This window comes from Paraburkholderia sediminicola, assembly GCF_046030555.1.
Lineage (GTDB): Bacteria > Pseudomonadota > Gammaproteobacteria > Burkholderiales > Burkholderiaceae > Paraburkholderia > Paraburkholderia sediminicola_E.
This window is the reverse complement of record NZ_JAQQCH010000002.1, coordinates 526,506-543,504: the sequence shown is the minus strand read 5'-3', so window position 1 is coordinate 543,504 and position 16,999 is coordinate 526,506. Positions and strand designations below refer to the sequence as shown.

Annotated in this window: 13 protein-coding genes; 12 read left to right on the top strand and 1 reads right to left on the bottom strand. The window is 62.2% G+C overall.

Annotation, left to right across the window (positions count from 1 at the left end; genetic code table 11):
* Positions 1-165: 165 nt before the first annotated feature.
* The 7 genes from PQQ52_RS05595 (at position 166) to hpaI (ending at position 6,369) form a co-directional block, all read left to right on the top strand.
* Positions 166-939 (top strand): fumarylacetoacetate hydrolase family protein, encoded by a 774-nt coding sequence (locus tag PQQ52_RS05595; protein WP_408207631.1) that lies wholly within the window; start codon positions 166-168, stop codon positions 937-939.
* A complete protein-coding gene (locus PQQ52_RS05590; protein WP_408207629.1) occupies positions 936-1,694 on the top strand; it encodes a fumarylacetoacetate hydrolase family protein in 759 nt (252 codons plus the stop codon). The genes PQQ52_RS05595 and PQQ52_RS05590 overlap by 4 nt, the downstream gene beginning before the upstream one ends.
* Before the next feature lie 126 nt (positions 1,695-1,820).
* The gene (gene hpaE / locus PQQ52_RS05585; RefSeq protein WP_408207627.1) at positions 1,821-3,278 is read left to right on the top strand and encodes a 5-carboxymethyl-2-hydroxymuconate semialdehyde dehydrogenase; all 1,458 of its coding nucleotides are present in this window, start codon (positions 1,821-1,823) and stop codon (positions 3,276-3,278) included.
* Between the two features lie 59 nt (positions 3,279-3,337).
* Positions 3,338-4,201, top strand: a complete 864-nt coding sequence (gene hpaD / locus PQQ52_RS05580; RefSeq protein WP_408207625.1) for a 3,4-dihydroxyphenylacetate 2,3-dioxygenase — start codon at positions 3,338-3,340, stop codon at positions 4,199-4,201.
* Between the two features lie 21 nt (positions 4,202-4,222).
* Positions 4,223-4,621 (top strand): 5-carboxymethyl-2-hydroxymuconate Delta-isomerase, encoded by a 399-nt coding sequence (locus PQQ52_RS05575; RefSeq protein WP_408207623.1) that lies wholly within the window; start codon positions 4,223-4,225, stop codon positions 4,619-4,621.
* Between the two features lie 120 nt (positions 4,622-4,741).
* Positions 4,742-5,545, top strand: coding sequence for a 2-oxo-hept-4-ene-1,7-dioate hydratase (gene hpaH / locus PQQ52_RS05570; protein WP_408207621.1), 804 nt, complete (start codon positions 4,742-4,744; stop codon positions 5,543-5,545).
* A gap of 20 nt (positions 5,546-5,565) precedes the next feature.
* Positions 5,566-6,369 (top strand): 4-hydroxy-2-oxoheptanedioate aldolase, encoded by an 804-nt coding sequence (hpaI, locus tag PQQ52_RS05565; RefSeq protein ID WP_408207619.1) that lies wholly within the window; start codon positions 5,566-5,568, stop codon positions 6,367-6,369.
* An 802-nt stretch (positions 6,370-7,171) separates the two neighbouring features.
* On the opposite strand, the gene PQQ52_RS05560 is transcribed toward hpaI, so the two are convergent.
* Positions 7,172-9,505 (bottom strand): EAL domain-containing protein, encoded by a 2,334-nt coding sequence (locus PQQ52_RS05560; protein WP_408207617.1) that lies wholly within the window; start codon positions 9,503-9,505, stop codon positions 7,172-7,174.
* A 535-nt stretch (positions 9,506-10,040) separates the two neighbouring features.
* Here PQQ52_RS05560 and bcsD point away from each other — a divergent pair.
* Genes bcsD through bcsB form a run of 5 tightly spaced genes read left to right on the top strand, consistent with a single transcriptional unit; the run spans position 10,041 to position 16,996 of the window.
* Positions 10,041-10,496, top strand: a complete 456-nt coding sequence (gene bcsD / locus PQQ52_RS05555) for a cellulose biosynthesis protein BcsD (protein WP_408207615.1) — start codon at positions 10,041-10,043, stop codon at positions 10,494-10,496.
* 55 nt (positions 10,497-10,551) lie between these two features.
* Positions 10,552-11,439 carry a cellulose biosynthesis protein BcsP gene (gene bcsP, locus PQQ52_RS05550; RefSeq protein ID WP_408207613.1) on the top strand — a complete coding sequence of 296 codons (888 nt, stop codon included), beginning with the start codon at positions 10,552-10,554 and terminating at the stop codon, positions 11,437-11,439.
* Positions 11,436-12,224: a cellulose biosynthesis protein BcsQ gene (gene bcsQ, locus PQQ52_RS05545; RefSeq protein ID WP_408207611.1), complete on the top strand. Its 789-nt coding sequence runs from the start codon at positions 11,436-11,438 to the stop codon at positions 12,222-12,224. The genes bcsP and bcsQ overlap by 4 nt, the downstream gene beginning before the upstream one ends.
* Complete coding sequence (gene bcsA, locus PQQ52_RS05540) at positions 12,221-14,425, top strand: UDP-forming cellulose synthase catalytic subunit (protein ID WP_408207610.1); 2,205 nt, start codon at positions 12,221-12,223, stop codon at positions 14,423-14,425. Before bcsQ ends, bcsA begins: the two co-directional genes overlap by 4 nt.
* A gap of 3 nt (positions 14,426-14,428) precedes the next feature.
* On the top strand, positions 14,429-16,996 hold the full coding sequence (gene bcsB / locus PQQ52_RS05535; protein ID WP_408207608.1) for a cellulose biosynthesis cyclic di-GMP-binding regulatory protein BcsB: 2,568 nt from the start codon (positions 14,429-14,431) through the stop codon (positions 16,994-16,996).
* Positions 16,997-16,999: the final 3 nt, after the last annotated feature.

Below are 16,999 nucleotides of genomic sequence, written 5' to 3'. Positions count from 1 at the left end.
CAAAACTCGGGTAGAAGCGGAAGCGGACATGGTGGAAGATAGGTAAGAAGCAGCCGTCGAAGCTTAAGGGAAAACCCGCGATCAGCTGACAGGCTATTGACCATGGATGATATCAAGCGCAATAATACTAACATGTTAGTGTTTTCTCTGAGAGACAGCTAATTTATGTTTGCACTTGCCGATCACCTGCTGCATCCCGAAGGCGACGCGCTGCCTTGCGACGTGGATGCGCACACTGTGGCCACGCTGCTCGCAAGCGGTGCGGCCTGCCGTGCGCCCGTTTCCGGCGCCGTTTATGGAACCTTGCTGAACGACCGCGCCGCGTTGGAGGCATTGGGCGATGCGGTTCATGCCGCCCCGTATAAAGCACCGCCCAAAGCGCCAATTCTCTATCTGAAGCCGCGCAACACGTTCGCCGGTCATCGCGCACGTGTTGCCGTGCCTGACGATGCGTTGGGAGTGGAAGTCGGCGCTTCACTGGGTATCGTGATTGGCCGCACCGCAACACGCGTCAGCGCGGCTCAGGCATTGGACTACATCGCCGGCTACACGCTGGTCGCCGATCTGAGCGTGCCGCATGCGAGCGTGTACCGGCCTTCGGTCCGGTTTCGGGCTCGCGACGGGTTTTGCGTGATCGGACCGGCTGTGGTTGCCGCGCGTCATGTTGCTGCGCCTGACACTCTGGCGATCAAGGTTTCCCTTTCCGGACGTGAGGTCTTCAGTGCCAGTACGGCATCCTCGGTACGCAAGGTCGCTCAATTGATCGCGGACGTGACCGATTTCATGACGCTCAGCGCCGGTGACGTCATTACGCTGGGCGTGCCGCATGGCTCGCCGGTCGCGCATATCGGCGACTCGGCCACGCTATCGGTTGGCGGCTTGCCGCCGCTCGAGGTGTCGTTTGTCGGTGCAGAAGAACACCACGGAGAACAGCCATGATGCGCGGCCGTGTTGCGTATGCAGGAGCGATTCACGAAGCTTATCCGGACGCCAACGGCGTACGCCTCGCCGATGGCCGCGTGCGTCGCGAGGATGAAGTGGTGTGGCTCGCGCCGATCGAGGTCGGCACGATCTTCGCGCTCGGCTTGAACTACGCCGAGCATGCAAAGGAATTGCAGTTCAACAAACAGGAAGAGCCCTTGGTCTTTCTCAAGGGCCCGGGCACGGTCATCGGTCACCGCGGCTTCACGCGCCGCCCCGCCGACGTCACCTTCATGCACTACGAGTGCGAGCTGGCTGTCGTGATCGGCCAAACCGCGCAGAACGTCAAGCGCGAAAACGCCATGCAGCATGTGGCCGGCTACACGATCGCCAACGACTACGCGATCCGCGACTACCTGGAAAACTATTACCGTCCCAACCTGCGTGTGAAGAATCGCGACGGCGGCACGGTGCTCGGCCCCTGGTTCGTCGATGCAGCCGATATCGCAGACGTCACGCAACTCGAATTGCGCACGTTCATAAACGGCACACGCCAGCAACACGGCAACACACGTGATCTCGTCACCGATATCCCGGCGTTGATCGAATATTTGAGCAGCTTCATGACCCTCGCACCCGGCGACGTGATCCTGACCGGCACGCCGGAAGGCATCGTCAACGTCAATGCGGGCGACGAAGTGGTCTGCGAAATCGACGGCCTTGGCCGTCTCGTCAATACGATTGCATCCGACGCGGACTTTGGCCGCGCCTGATCGACAGGCTTTGCAGGGGATGGGAGCAAGCGCTTTGCATGGGACCAGAGTCAGTGCCAAAGCACTCACGCCGGCCGACAGTTGAAGCACTCACTCCGATCGATACTAGAGAGAAAGGACAAGGCAATGCGAATCGAACATCTGATCAACGGCAAATCGAGCGCCGCGAAAGACTACTTCGAGACTGTCAATCCGGCGACGCAAGACGTACTCGCTGAAGTCGCCCGCGGCGGAGCGGAAGACGTCGACGCCGCTGTGCGTGCGGCCAAAGAAGCGTTTCCGGCATGGGCCGGCAAGCCCGCGGCGGAACGCGCAAAAATCATTCGCAAGCTCGGCGAGTTGATCGCGAAGAACGTGCCGGACATCTCGGAGACCGAGACGAAGGACACCGGCCAGACGATCTCGCAGACGCGCAAGCAACTCGTGCCGCGCGCCGCCGACAACTTCAGCTATTTCGCGGAGATGTGCACGCGCGTCGACGGTCATACGTATCCCACCGATACGCACCTGAACTACACACTGTTCCATCCGGTCGGCGTCTGCGCGCTGATCTCGCCGTGGAACGTGCCGTTCATGACGGCAACGTGGAAGGTCGCACCGTGTCTTGCGTTCGGGAATACCGCTGTGTTGAAGATGAGCGAACTGTCGCCGCTGACCGCCTCGATGCTCGGCAATCTCGCGCTCGAAGCCGGCATTCCGGCCGGCGTGCTGAATGTCGTGCACGGCTTCGGCAAGGACACCGGCGAACCGCTGGTGGCGCACCCGGATGTGCATGCGGTGTCATTCACCGGATCGACGGCAACCGGCAATCGCATCGTGCAGACCGCGGGCCTGAAGAAGTTTTCGATGGAGCTGGGCGGCAAGTCGCCGTTCGTGATTTTTGACGATGCCGATTTTGAACGCGCGCTCGATGCCGCCGTGTTCATGATCTTCTCGAACAATGGCGAGCGCTGCACGGCGGGTTCGCGCATTCTGGTGCAACGCTCGATTTACGCGCGCTTTGCCGAGCGTTTTGTCGAACGCGCAAAACGCTTGACGGTGGGCGATCCGCTGGCCGACAGCACGATCGTCGGCCCGATGATCAGCCAGGGGCACCTGGCGAAAGTACGCAGCTATATCGAACTGGGTCCAAAAGAAGGCGCCACGCTCGCGTGCGGCGGACTCGACGCGCCCGACTTGCCCGAAGCCATGCGCAAAGGCAACTTCGTGCAGCCAACGGTGTTCGTCCACGTCGACAATCGCATGCGGATCGCGCAGGAAGAGATCTTCGGCCCGGTCGCCTGCCTGATTCCGTTCGACGACGAAGCCGACGCGATCAAGCTCGCCAATGACATCTCCTACGGCTTGTCGAGCTACATCTGGACCGAGAGCACCGGCCGCGCCTTGCGCGTCGCCGCTGCGGTTCAGGCCGGCATGTGCTTCGTCAACAGCCAGAACGTGCGCGATCTGCGCCAGCCGTTCGGCGGTACGAAAGCATCGGGCGTGGGTCGTGAAGGCGGCACGTGGAGCTACGAAGTGTTCCTCGAACCGAAGAATGTGTGCGTATCGCTCGGCTCGCATCACATTCCGCGCTGGGGCGTCTGAACGCCGGTCATTTGCGCGCGAGGCATCACGCCTCGCGCCACACAGAATAGGAGACCGCGATGGGCAAACTCGCGTTGGCAGCAAAAGTCACACATGTCCCGTCGTTATATCTGTCCGAACTCGACGGTCCGCATAAAGGTTGCCGTCAGCCCGCGATCGACGGCCACCATGAAATCGGCCGGCGCTGCCGCGAATTGGGTGTGGACACGATCGTCGTATTCGACGTGCATTGGCTCGTGAACAGCGAATACCACATCAATTGCGCGCCGAAGTTCGAAGGCGTCTATACGAGCAATGAACTGCCGCATTTCATCAAGAACATGCCGTACGCGTATCCCGGCAATGTCGAACTCGGCGATCTGATCGCGGAAGTCGCCAATGAGATGGGCGTAAAAAGCCGGGCGCACAGTGCGACCACGCTCGAACTCGAGTACGGCACGCTGGTGCCGATGCGCTATATGAATAGCGACCAGCACTTCAAGACCGTATCGGTATCCGGCTGGTGCATGTGGCACGACCTCGAAACCAGCGCGCGCTTTGGCCTCGCCGTACGCAAGGCCATCGAGGAACGTTACGACGGCACCGTGGCGATTCTGGCGAGCGGCTCACTGAGCCACCACTTCGCCAACAACGGCACCGCCGAGCAGTTCATGCACAAGGTGTGGAGCCCGTTTCTCGAACAGATGGACCGCAAGGTGGTCGAGTTGTGGGAAGCCGGCGACTGGAAGACCTTCTGCGAGATGCTGCCGCTCTATAACGAGAAATGCTGGGGAGAAGGCGGCATGCATGACACCGCAATGCTGCTCGGCGCGCTCGGTTGGGATCGTTACGACGGCAAGGTTGAAGTCGTCACGCCGTATTTCGGCAGTTCGGGCACGGGCCAGATCAATGCGATCTTTCCTGTGACGCCCCTGCCCGCTTAAGCCCTGAGTAAGGAGCCTACTGTGCCGCATTTGACACTCGAATACAGCGCCAATCTCGCCGACGAAGAAAGCATCGGGCAGCTTTGCGCATCGCTTGCTGGCTGCCTCGATGCCCAACGCGAGAACGAACAACGCATTTATCCGCTCGGCGGCATCCGTGTGCGCGCCTTGCGCTGCGAGCAGTACTCCATTGCCGACGGCAGAGCCGACGCCGCGTTTCTGCACGCGAACCTGAAGATCGCCGCAGGCCGCTCGGACGCAGCAAAAAAGGCGACCGGCGATGCGCTATTTGAAGTGATCAAACAGCACTTCGCCGCGGAGTTTGAAAAACACGGCCTGGCGTTGTCGCTGGAGATCAATGAATTCAGCGACACCGGTACCTGGAAGCACAACAATTTGCACGCGCGGCTTAAGGCCTGATACCTGGGCTTGAGGCATGAGCCTGAGACTTGGGTCTGAGACTTGGACCCGGGCTTGACGCTCCGGCCTACTATTCCGGCCCGGAAGCTGGGGGCGGCAGCCGCTAATAGAGAACCCATCATGCTAAACGAACAGACAATCCGCGACCTCGCGGCGGAACTTGATAACGCCGAGAAAACGCGCACTCAGTTGCGCCACTTCTCGGCCAGGTATCCCGGGATGACGGTAGAAGACGGGTACGCGATTCAGCGCGAGTGGGTGAAGCTCAAACTGGCCGAGGGCCATGTGATCAAGGGGCGCAAGATCGGCCTGACTTCGCGCGCGATGCAGCGTTCGTCGCAGATTGACGAACCCGACTACGCGCCGCTGCTCGACAGCATGTTCATCGAAAGCGGGCAGGACATCCGCGCCGACCGCTTCATCGCGCCGCGCGTGGAAGTGGAATTAGCGTTCGTGTTGAGCAAACCTTTGAAGGGCACCGGCGTCACGCTATTCGATGTTCTCGATGCCACCGCCTACGTGACCCCTGCGGTGGAGATTATCGATGCGCGTATCGAACAATTCGACCGCGAGACGAAGTTGCCACGCAAGGTCTACGACACCATTTCGGACTTCGCGGCCAATGCCGGCATTGTATTGGGCGGCCGTCCGGTGCGTCCGATGGACGTCGACCTCCGTTGGGTTGGCGCATTGCTTTACAAAAACGGCGCCGTGGAAGAAAGCGGGCTCGCCGCCGCAGTGCTGAATCACCCCGCCACTGGCGTTGCATGGCTCGCGAACAAGATCGCACCCTACGATGAAGGACTGAACGCGAACGACGTGATTCTGAGCGGCTCGTTCACGAGTCCGATCCCGGCACGAGCGGGCGACACGTTCCACGTCGACTATGGTCCGCTGGGCGGCATTGGTTTGAATTTCATTTGAGCTTATTTGAGTTAATCGACATGTCCCCACCGCAAAACACCTTCAAGCGCGCACTGGCTGAGGGCAAGCCGCAATTCGGCCTGTGGGCCGCGCTCGCCGACGCCTATGTGACCGAGTTGCTGGCTACCGCCGGTTTCGATTGGTTGTTGATCGACAACGAGCACGCACCAAACGACGTGCGTAGCACGCTGGCGCAATTGCAGGCTGTGGCTGCATATGCATCGCATCCGGTGGTGCGTCCGGTGCGCAGCGATAGCGCGTTGATCAAGCAACTGCTCGACATAGGCGCGCAGACCTTGTTGCTGCCGATGATCGACACGGCTGAGCAGGCGGCTGACGCCGTCGCGGCAACGCGCTATCCGCCGCAGGGCATTCGCGGCGTGGGCAGTGCATTGGCGCGGGCATCGCGTTGGAACCGGATACCGGACTATCTGAACACGGCGGCAGACGAGTTGTGTGTACTGGTGCAGGTAGAAACCGTGCAGGGGCTGGAGAATCTTTCGGCGATTGCGGGCGTGGAAGGCGTTGACGGCGTGTTTTTTGGTCCGGCGGATTTGAGTGCGTCGATGGGGTTGCTGGGCAAACCGGGGGACGCGAGCGTGCGCGAAGCGATCTGCGGTGGCATCAGGAAGGTGCGGGACGCCGGCAAAGCGGCGGGTGTACTGGCGCCGGATTCGGGGATTGCTGCAGAGTATATGGCGGCAGGCGCGACGTTTGTGGCGGTGGGGACGGATACAGGCTTGTTGAGTCGGGCGGCCGCTGATTTGGCGGCCTCGTACAAGAAAACCGCCGGGGCGGCGGCGTCCGTGAAGGGCGGGTATTGAGGAATGGTTGTTTTGGTTGCCTGTGCGGCGTTTGTTCGTCTGTGTTTTTATGGCTTTGGCCTTTCCTTGAATTGTTATTGGTTTATTAGCGTCGCCCCTGTGCGGGGCGGGCACCTACTTTTCTTTGCCTGCTGCAAAGAAAAGTAGGCAAAAGAAAGCAGCTCAAACCGCTAGCTCTTAAGCGGGTCCCCCGCGCAGTTGCGGTAGTGGTGCATCTGGAATCCGTGCCCTCGCGCATTCTGCGTAAGTGACAAAGCACTCATCCACTCCCACTCCGCACTACGTGCGTCGCGGATGGGTCTGCATGGGAAACCATGGGGCTTCGGTGGCGCGGTGGGAGCCTTCAGCTTCACCTCGGCGGGATGCAGATGTGAATGAATCGTGAGCGCCTCTATCGAGCATAGGTTACGCAACGGCCAGCTCGGGCGTTGAAAGAACCTCGAGCGCCCAAACATAGCGCACGGCGTTTGAAGTGCGCTTCGGCGGGCGCAGCGCCGCCGGAAGTATGACGCCCTTGTCACTGAGGCGGGGTGCGCGAGATCACAGATTCCTGATGCGCCACTACCTCCTCCAAGCCAGGGGACCCGCTTATGAGCTAGCGGTGTGAGCCGCTTTCTTTTGCCTACTTTTCTTTGCGGCAGGCAAAGAAAAGTAGGTGCCTGCCCCGCACAGGGGCGACGCTAATAAACCAATAACAATTCAAGGAAAGGCCAACGCCATAAAAACACAGACGGCAAGCGCCGCGCAGGCAAATAAATCAAAAAAAGCCCAACGCCGCACAGGCAAAAAAAACCCAAACCCTTCATTCCCCCGCCGGCCACGGCAACCCCACCGCCGACCAATCCAGCTCCACCCCAATAACAGACCTCTCGGCAGCAAACTGCAAAGCCAAAGTAACGGCAATACAAGGCCGGCCACTGGCCAAAGAAAGATAAGGATTACTAGCCACAGCAACCCCAGGCAACAAAACCGCATTACGGAAATAAGGCCGATGATCCCATCTCGCATGGCGAGGATTCGCCACGGGATGCAGCGACGCCGCTTCGCTACTCCAGGCCGGCCCCAGCACCTCATGTCCGATCTGCCGCCCCGAATCATCCAGAATAAAACAACTGATACAGCGATCAAACGTAGCCAGCAAGGCAAACGCCTGATCCATCAAAGCGCCAGCCCGCAAATCATCAGCCGCACGGCTCAAGGCCGACCGATAAGGCTCGACTTCCGACTCGAACAACGCATACTGATGCGCCCTCCCCTGGGCAATCACATCGAAAGCATCATCGATCCGCCGATGCACCGATTCCGGTGGCTCAATTTCAGCAGCCGGCCGCCCAAGCAGATAGCCCTGCGCGAAATCCACATTCGACTCAACAGCAAGAATCAACTCCTCAGTGGTCTCCACGCCCTCCACGACAACCAGCATCCCCGCCTGATGCAACAGCGAAACGAGCTTCGGCAAAATCGGCTGCCCGGAGCCGTGACTGGTCGCACGAATCAGCTCGCCGTCGAGCTTCACGATATCCGGCCGAATCCGGAACAGCCGGTCAAGATTCGATTGACCCGCGCCGAAATCGTCGACGGCGATCAGGAAGCCGTGCTCGCGGTACAAAGCCGCCGCCCGCGACATGTCGTCGACGCTGCCGCCATGCGATTCGAGAATCTCGAGAATCACCCGCTCAGGCTCGAGCCCCACCGCCCGCACGATCATGGCGAGCTGATCCACATAGCCTTCGGCGACAAACGTGGAGGGCAGAATGTTGAGGAACAGCCACGCGTCGCCGGGCAGCGACCTGCGCGCGTTGGCCAGATGCACGGCATGACTCGCGCGATCGAGTGCGCCTTCGTCGCTGGACGGCTTCGGCGCGAACATCACCACGGGCGGCACCAGCGTGCCGTCGTTCTGCTCGCCTCGCAGCAGCGCCTCGAAGCCCACCTGCTTCTGATGCGACAAACTGTAGAGCGGCTGGAAGTGCGAAGTCAGGTAATAGTCATCCCAGAGATGCCGCGGCGCCACCGTCTCGCCCTCGGCAAGCACATCGGCAGAGAGCATTTTCAGCGCATCGAGCGGCAACGCGCGTTCGGCGCATACGCGGTTTCTTCCCGAATGTTTGGCGCGCAGCAAGGCTTCATCGGCGCGGTCGAGCAACACCATGATACTTTCGCCGCTCCGGTGTTCGGCCACGCCGAAGCTCGCGGTCAGATGGCCGTCAGGGCGCTCGATCACGGCAATCGCGCCCCGCAGGCGCTCGGCTAGCGCCAGTGCGCCGGCCAGGCCGTCGCGCAGCAGCACCGCGAACTCCTCGCCGCCAATCCGGCTCACGCTGTCGTCCGCGGCGGTCTCCTCCATCAGCACCTGAGCCACCTGGTACAGCGCATGGTCGCCGACCGCATGGCCGAAGCGGTCGTTCAGCGATTTGAAACTGTCGATGTCGAGAAAAATCGCGCTGACCCGCGCATCGGGCGTCATGGCTTCGAGGCGGCGCTCGGCCTGCTTCACAAACGCGCGGCGGTTTTGCAGGCCAGTCAGCGGATCGGTCGCGGCGAGTTGCGCCAATTGGCTCTCGAGCAGAAAGTGGTTGCGCCGGAACCTGTAGAAACTGAAGTGAAACACAGCGGAAGTCGGTATGCCGATCGCCACGATCCACATCCACACGATCACGTCGACGTCATGGGTGCGCGGCTCGCCCAACAGCAAGGCAAGCGCCGCCGCATAGAAAATCCCACTGCCGACGAGGAAATGCATTGGCGTAAGCCACAGCGGCGCAGCGCAGATCGGGATCGCCACCATGGCCGGCAGTATCCACAACAACGGCTGTTCGACGCCGGAGACGTTCAGCGCGAGACCGGCCGCCAGCACCAGCGAGTACGCGACACCAATTGCGCCGAACGTCCAGGTCGAGCCGGCGCGCGGAATCGCCATCACCAGCAGCGCGAGCACCAGCGCGCAGGCAAGCCGGTAGGCGAGCGGCGTCGCCGGCCCGTTGACCAGGTTGCGCGCGCCGACGAAACACAGGAACGCGACAACGGTAAACGCCATCGTCAGGGTCGAAAGTGGACGCTGATGTTCCAGCGATCGTCTATGAAAGCGATCGCGCAAACCGGAATCGGACAGTTGCTTCGTTGAAGTGGAAAGCATATTGATAGATATCAGGCTGGCTCCGGTCACTCGGCCAATGTATAACGGCAACCGTCTGACAAATATTTATGCCTTCCCCGAAAATAGTATTGCGCCCCGCCCAGTAAGGGCTACACCGCCATCTAGCGATTTCTTTCCGGGCCCCTCGGCGGCAGCAAAGCAGTCAACAAACCCGGACTTCAGTCGCTATGAGGTCAGGCGAGACATGCCGCGTGCATATCAGCATCGATCGCAAACACGCTCGCCAGGGATAACCACAGTAAGGAAGCGAAGAAACGCGCTTCAGCCAGCAAAAATTGCGCGATTAACACGCATCCGCTCCAATCGTTTGCGCGTATAACGCAGACGAATGTAAAGTGGCTAAAACTTACTGTCTTCAGTAGACTCCTTCGAAGTGTGGCGGACAGACTAGACAGTTCGGTAAAAATAACCTTGGACGCGTGCAACGCGCGGCTTTCCGTAACACTTTGATCGCATTCGACCGTCGGCACCCGTTTCTATACACGGCCGAAGCAACGGCCATTTCCCGGAAAACATGGTCCCAATTCTCGATTACCTGTTGGAACGCCAGATCTCGCCACAATGGCGCGGCATGCTGACTGCCTTGGCAACAGAGTTCGAAGCGCAGATCGGTCGCGACGAACTGCGCCAACTGATGTATCGCGTGGGCTGCCGGTTTGCCGCGGCACATCAGTTGCCCGCTTGCGGGTCGACGGCGGAACTCGCTCAGGTATTGAATCTGTACTGGCATGACATGGACTGGGGCTACGTCGAGTTGTCAGACGAAGCCGAATCGCTGCGCATCGTGCATTACTGCGCGCCGCTGCAGGCGTTCGGCAACACGGCGCTCGCATGGACCCCGGCGTTTCTCGAAGGCGTCTATCAGACCTGGTTGAGCGCGTTGGGCGCGCAGGGCCTGTCGGTGGCGCAAACGAGCGAGTACGGCACGGATACCTCGATCGAGTTTCGGCTGGGGCGGCATCCGGTTTGAGCGCAATAAGTAAAAAGATCGGGGCAACGCAAGTCATGAACAAGACGGCGGCACTATGAGTTCATCGAGCGACATCGAAAAACTGTTCGATCATTTTGGCGGCGACGCCAGTGCGTACCAGGAAATCGGCCGCGAAAACGAGGCCCGTTCGGCGCGCACTCGCTGGCCGCTGCTGGTGACGCTCGACCTGACGCAACCGGCGATTCCCGCAATCGGGCAGCGTCGCGAGCCTGCTAGCACGGCATTGGCGCAAAACGCGTCGGCTGCCGATCGTCAGGACACGACACCCAAAGACGCCGCTTCGGTCACACGCGCAAAGGCACCGCTGTTTACCCGGTCACATCGGCGTGACATTCCGCCGGTGGCCGTCGCTACCCAGCCTGCCGCGCCGAGTGGCGCCTCGCGGTTCGGCGCGCTCGAAACGAACGATGAAGCCGCGGCGGCGCAATCCGCTCCAGCAGCGCCCGTTGTCACTGCTCCGGTTCCTCCGGTCATGCCGCCGGCAAGTATGCCGCCCGTGACCCAGTTCCACGCGCCGGCAGCACCTGTCACGCAACCCATGGCGAGCATGCCACCCAACACGCTGATGCCGCGCGTCGGGATCCCTGCCGCCGCCCCCGCACCACGCGCCGCCACATCGGCGCCACTCAACGCGACCGCTCCGACGTGGGCGCAAGCGCCCACACCCGCCCACACCTACACGACGACACGCACGACACCCAGACCGCCCGCTTCGATCCTCGGCAAACTGTTCGCCCCGGAACCCGAACCCGCGCCGCCGCAACCCGCCGCCACACCAAGCGAATCCGCGCCGCTGCAATCGGTCTTCGACCGTCTGCGCGGCACACCCGCACAAACGGCCGCCGCGCCGGCCAGCGCACCGCGCGCCGCCACGCCGGCCGCCTCCAACTCGTGGCTGGTCAATGGCCCTCGTCGCTCATGAAAGTCATCGCGGTCGTGTCCGCCAAAGGCGGGGTCGGTAAAACCACCCTCGCCGCCAATCTCGCGTCTGTGCTGGCCGCCAGCGGCCGGCGCGTGATTGCCCTCGACCTCGATCCGCAGAATGCGCTGCGTCTGCATTTCGGCGTGCCGCTCGACAGCATTGACGGTTTGTCGCGCGCCACATTGACGGGCGATCCCTGGCAAACAGTGATGTTCGACGGTGTGGACGGCGTGACCGTGGTGCCCTATGGCGCGGTGCTCGAAGACGACCGCCGCCGCTTCGAAGCGCATATCGACCAGGACCCGGGATGGCTCGCGCAGTCGCTGCAAAGATTGCGGCTCGACGCGTCCGACATCGTCATCATCGATACGCCGCCAGGTTCGTCCGTGTATGTACGCACTGCGTTGTGCGCGGCCACCTTCACACTGAACGTGGTGCTCGCCGACGCGGCGTCCTACGCGGCCATTCCGTTAATGGAACGGCTGATTGAAACGTATGCGGCGCCGCGCCCCGAGTTCGGCGGCGAAGGCTACGTGATCAACCAGATCGACCAGTCGCGCCAGTTGACCAAAGACGTCCTCAAGGTGTTGCGCCAGATGCTCGGCAGCAAGCTCTTCCCAGGCGTGATCCATCTGGACGAAGGCGTGAGCGAAGCGCTCGCGTGCGACACCACGCTGATTCACTACGATCCACTCAGCCAGGCGGCCGCCGATTTTCGCTCGTGCGGCAACTGGCTGATGGCGGCGGTCGACGCGATCGCCGTTTCGCCAAGGAACGTCGCATGAGCACGCATCCGTCACAGGACATCGAGGCCCGCGATCCGTCACGGCTCGAACGCTTCGTCGACGCACGCTTCTGGAACAGCCGGATCGTGACGGGTCTGGTCACGCTGTTCGCGCTGACAATGCTGTACTTCGTGTTCACGGTGCCGCTCGCGTTCTACGAGCAACTGACGTTCGCGACCTGCTGCTTCATCACCGCGCTGTGGTTCCGCCGCCTGCCTGGCCGTTACGCGACGATGGTGATGATCATGCTCTCGGTGGTCACGTCGGGCCGCTATATGTACTGGCGGCTGACTTCGACGACTTACTGGGAACATCCGCTCGACGCCGCGTGGGGACTGCTGCTGGTGTCGGCTGAAGTCTATTCGACCATCGTGCTGCTGCTCGGCTACTTCCAGACCGCATGGCCGCTCAAACGCGCGCCGATGCCGCTGCCCACCTCGCGCGAGCTGTGGCCGACCGTCGACGTGTTGATCCCGACCTACAACGAGCCGCTCTCGGTGGTGAAGCCGACCATCTACGCGGCGCTCGCGCTCGACTATCCGGCCGACAAGATTTCGATCCACGTGCTCGACGACGGCCGCCGTCCCGAGTTCAAGGCGTTCTGCGAGGATGTCGGCGTCAACTGGACGATCCGCACGCACAACCGCCATGCGAAAGCCGGCAACATCAATGAAGCCCTGAAGATCACCCAGGGCGAGTACCTCGCAATCTTCGACTGCGATCACATTCCGACCCGCTCGTTCCTGCAGATCGGCCTCGGCTGGTTCCTGCGAGACAAGTTGCTGTCGATGCTGCAAACGCCGCACCACTTCTTCTCCGCCGATCCGTTCGAACGCAATCTCGGCACCTTCCGCAAGGTGCCGAACGAAGGCGAACTGTTCTACGGCCTCGTGCAGGACGGCAACGATCTGTGGAACGCCACGTTTTTCTGCGGCTCATGTGCGCTGTTGCGCCGGACCATGGTCGAGGAGATCGGCGGCATCGCAGTCGAAACGGTCACCGAAGACGCGCACACCGCGTTGAAACTGCACCGCCTCGGCTACACCACCGCGTATCTGGCGATCCCGCAGGCAGCGGGTCTCGCCACCGAAAGTCTGTCCGGCCACATCGGCCAGCGGATTCGCTGGGCCCGCGGCATGACGCAGATTTTCCGGATCGACAATCCGCTGACCGGCAAGGGCCTGAAAATCGGCCAGCGGCTGTGCTACCTGAACGCGATGATGCACTTCTTCTACGGCATCCCGCGTCTGGTGTTCCTGACCGCGCCGCTGTCATATCTGTTCTTCGGCGCGCACGTGATCGAGGCCGCCGCCAGCACGATCGCGGTCTATGCACTGCCGCACATGATCCATGCGAGCATCACCAACTCGCGGATGCAGCGCTCGTTCCGCCATTCGTTCTGGGCCGAAGTCTACGAATCGGTGCTGGCGTCGTACATCACCGCGCCTACCTTGCTGGCGCTGATCAACCCGAAGCTCGGCAAATTCAACGTGACGGCCAAGGGCGGCCAGATCGAGAAGAACTACTTCGACTGGGCGATCTCGCGGCCGTATCTGTTCCTGCTGTTGTTGAACCTGATCGGCTTTGTCGTGGGCATCGTGCATATCTATCTGAACCTGCACATCCGCAGCGTGGTGAACACGACCATCCTGAACCTCGCCTGGACCACCTACAACATGCTGATTCTCGGCGCGAGCGTGGCCGCGGCCAGTGAGCGCCGGCAGATTCGCGCGGTACACCGGGTGGCGATGTCGATGCCCGTGATGCTGAAGTTCTCGACCGGCCGCACGCTCGCCTGCGAAACCATCGACTACTCGGAAGGCGGCGTCGGCGTGGCGCTGCCCGCCGCGATCGAAGTGCCGATGCACGAAAGCGTGACCGTATCGCTGTTTCGCGGCGACGAGGAATACGCCTTCCCCGCCACCGTCGGCTTCACGGAACCGGGCCGCGTGGGCCTGCGCTTCTCGGCCATGACGCGGGAACAGGAATACGAGTTCGTCAAGACCACTTTCGCGCGCGCCGACGCATGGACCGGCTGGGCCGAAGGGCGTCAGCAGGACACACCGCTGCGCGGTCTGTCGCATGTGCTGATGGTCGGCGCACGCGGCATTGCGGGTCTTTTCGAACATCTTTATGCCGACCTTCGAAGCTCGATGAAAAGCCGTCCGGTGGACGTCAAGAAGCTAAAAACCAAAGACTGATCAATGGGCAACAGGATGGCGAAGGCAAACATCGAACGCTCGAATCACGAGCGCAGTGGGACGGAACCGGAGGCACGTCCACGTCGGTCTGGACGCTCCCCTGCGCAACGCTTGATGCACGGGCTTGCCTGCTGGCTCACGTTGCAGACCGCATTGGCGGCGCCGCTGGCCTCGGCAGCTGAAGTGGCCGCGGCGGCCATGAGCGGCGCGAGTGCGTCACAAGCTGGCCAGTCGACAGCAACTCAGGGCGCGCCGGCTGCGCGCGTCGCCACGGGCGTGGGCAGCATGCCCGCGCCAAGCGCGGCCGTCGTCTACGATCCGAACACGATCGCGCAGGCGCAGTTGGCCACGCCCACGCCTGCGCTCGCCGCAGCGTCGGTGAAAGCCTTGGGTATCAGAACCCCGACCACCGCCGAACCGGGCACGCTGGTGCCGGGCGGCCGCCGTCAAACGCTCACGTTCGCCGACCTCGGCGCGCACGATCCGCTGCAACTGCGCGGCACCGATGGCCAGAACGGCGTCGCGTTTTCGGTGCGCGGCGACGAAGTGGTGACTGGCGCCATCCTGCATCTGGTCTATAGCTACTCGCCCGCGCTGCTCGCGAATATTTCCCAGCTGAAAGTGCTGGTGAACGGCGAAGTCGCCGCGACGCTGCCGGTACCGCACGAACAGGCCGGCATGCTGGTGGCGCGCGACGTCTCGATCGATCCGCGTTTCATCACCGAATTCAACCACCTGAATGTGCAGTTGATCGGCCATTACACGACGAGCTGCGAAGACCCGGCGAATTCGTCGCTGTGGGCCACCGTCAGCAATGCGAGTTCGCTCGATCTGACCTACGCGTCGCTCGCCAGCAAGCCGGATCTGGCCGCCCTGCCGCAACCGTTCTTCGACCGCCGCGACGTGCGCCGTCTCGAGCTGCCGTTCGTGTTTCCGCAAAAACCCGGCGCCACGATGCTCGAAGCGGGCGGCATCGTCGCGTCATGGTTCGGGGCGCTCGCCGGCTATCGCGGCGCGCTGTTTCCGGCGCAACTGGATAACGCGCCCCTGTCGGGCAACGCGGTAGTGTTCGCGACCGACGACCAGCGCCCGGCCGGCGTGACAATTCCGGCGATTTCCGGCCCGACTATCGCCGTGGTGGATCGTGAAGCACCGGCGCGCGGCAAGCTGCTGCTCGTACTCGGCCGCACCGAAGCCGAACTGAAAACCGCCGCCAAGGCACTCAGCATCGGGCAGAACACGCTGAGCGGCCAGAGCGCGACGATCACGCAATTGAACGAACTTGCGCAGCGTGCGCCGTACGACGCGCCGAACTGGCTGCCGACCAACCGTCCGGTGCGTTTCGGCGAGCTCGCCGACGCGCGCGACCTGAACGTCTCCGGCTACGACGCCGACGCCGTGCGCGTCAATTTGCGCGTACCGCCCGATCTGTTCATGTGGCACACCAAGGGCGCGCCGATCGATCTGCGCTACCGCTACACAGTGCGTCCGCTGCGCGACCGTTCGTCGCTGAACGTCAGCGTCAATGACGGCTTCGTGCAGGCGCTGCCGATTCCGGCCGAGTCGGCCTCGGTGTTCGATCTGAGTCTTTACTTCGCGCGCGTTTTGCCGGACAAAACTGCCGAAGCACGCCGCACCGTGCATATTCCGCCGCTGCTGCTGACGCCGCGCGCGCAGGTGCGCCTGCATTTCTACTACGACATTCCGAACACCGGCGAGTGTCACGGCCGTCTGCTGGAAAACGTGGTCGGCGCGATCGATCCGAACTCGACCATCGACCTCTCGTCATTCCCGCATTACATGGCGCTGCCCGATCTGGCGGCATTCGCCAACAGCGGTTTCCCGTTCACGCGCATGGCCGACCTCTCGGAGACCGCGGTGGTCTTGCCGAACGAGGCCGATTCGAGCGACTACAGCCTGTTCCTGCTGACCATGGGCCGGATGGGTGCATCGACAGGTTATCCGGTGAACGGCGTCATGGTGGGCACCGCTGACGACGTCGACAAGTACACCAACAAGGATCTGCTGATTTTCGGCGCGCCGGGCAAGCAACCGCTGCTGCAGCGCTGGGCCAAATCGATGCCGTTCTCCAGCGACGGCGATTCGCGCACCTTCGCGCTCTCAGACGTCGTCTTCAAACTCGAAGACTGGTGGCATGGCGAGCGCGGCGTCGAACGCTCGCCGGCGCGCGCCGACCTGACGCTCGTGAGTTCGAACGGCGACGCGCTGCTGACCGGTTTCGAATCGCCGCTGCAGAAAAATCGCAGCGCCGTCGCGCTGGTGAGCGCGGCCGGCCAGTCGGACGCCGATCTGTCCGCCGCCCTGCTCGACGCCGACGTGCTGCAGGGGATTCAAGGCGCGATGGCCGTGATCCACGGCCGTACCGTCACCATCACGTCGAACGGTGAAGCGTACTATGTCGGCCATTTGTCGCCCCAGGAGTATCTGCGCTGGGCGCTGTCGTCGCATCCGCTGTTGCTGATGCTGGGCGGCGTGCTCGCCGCGCTGATCATCGCCGGCCTCTTCTACCGGACGCTGCGTTCGATCGCCGCGCGCCGCCTAAGGGACTGACAG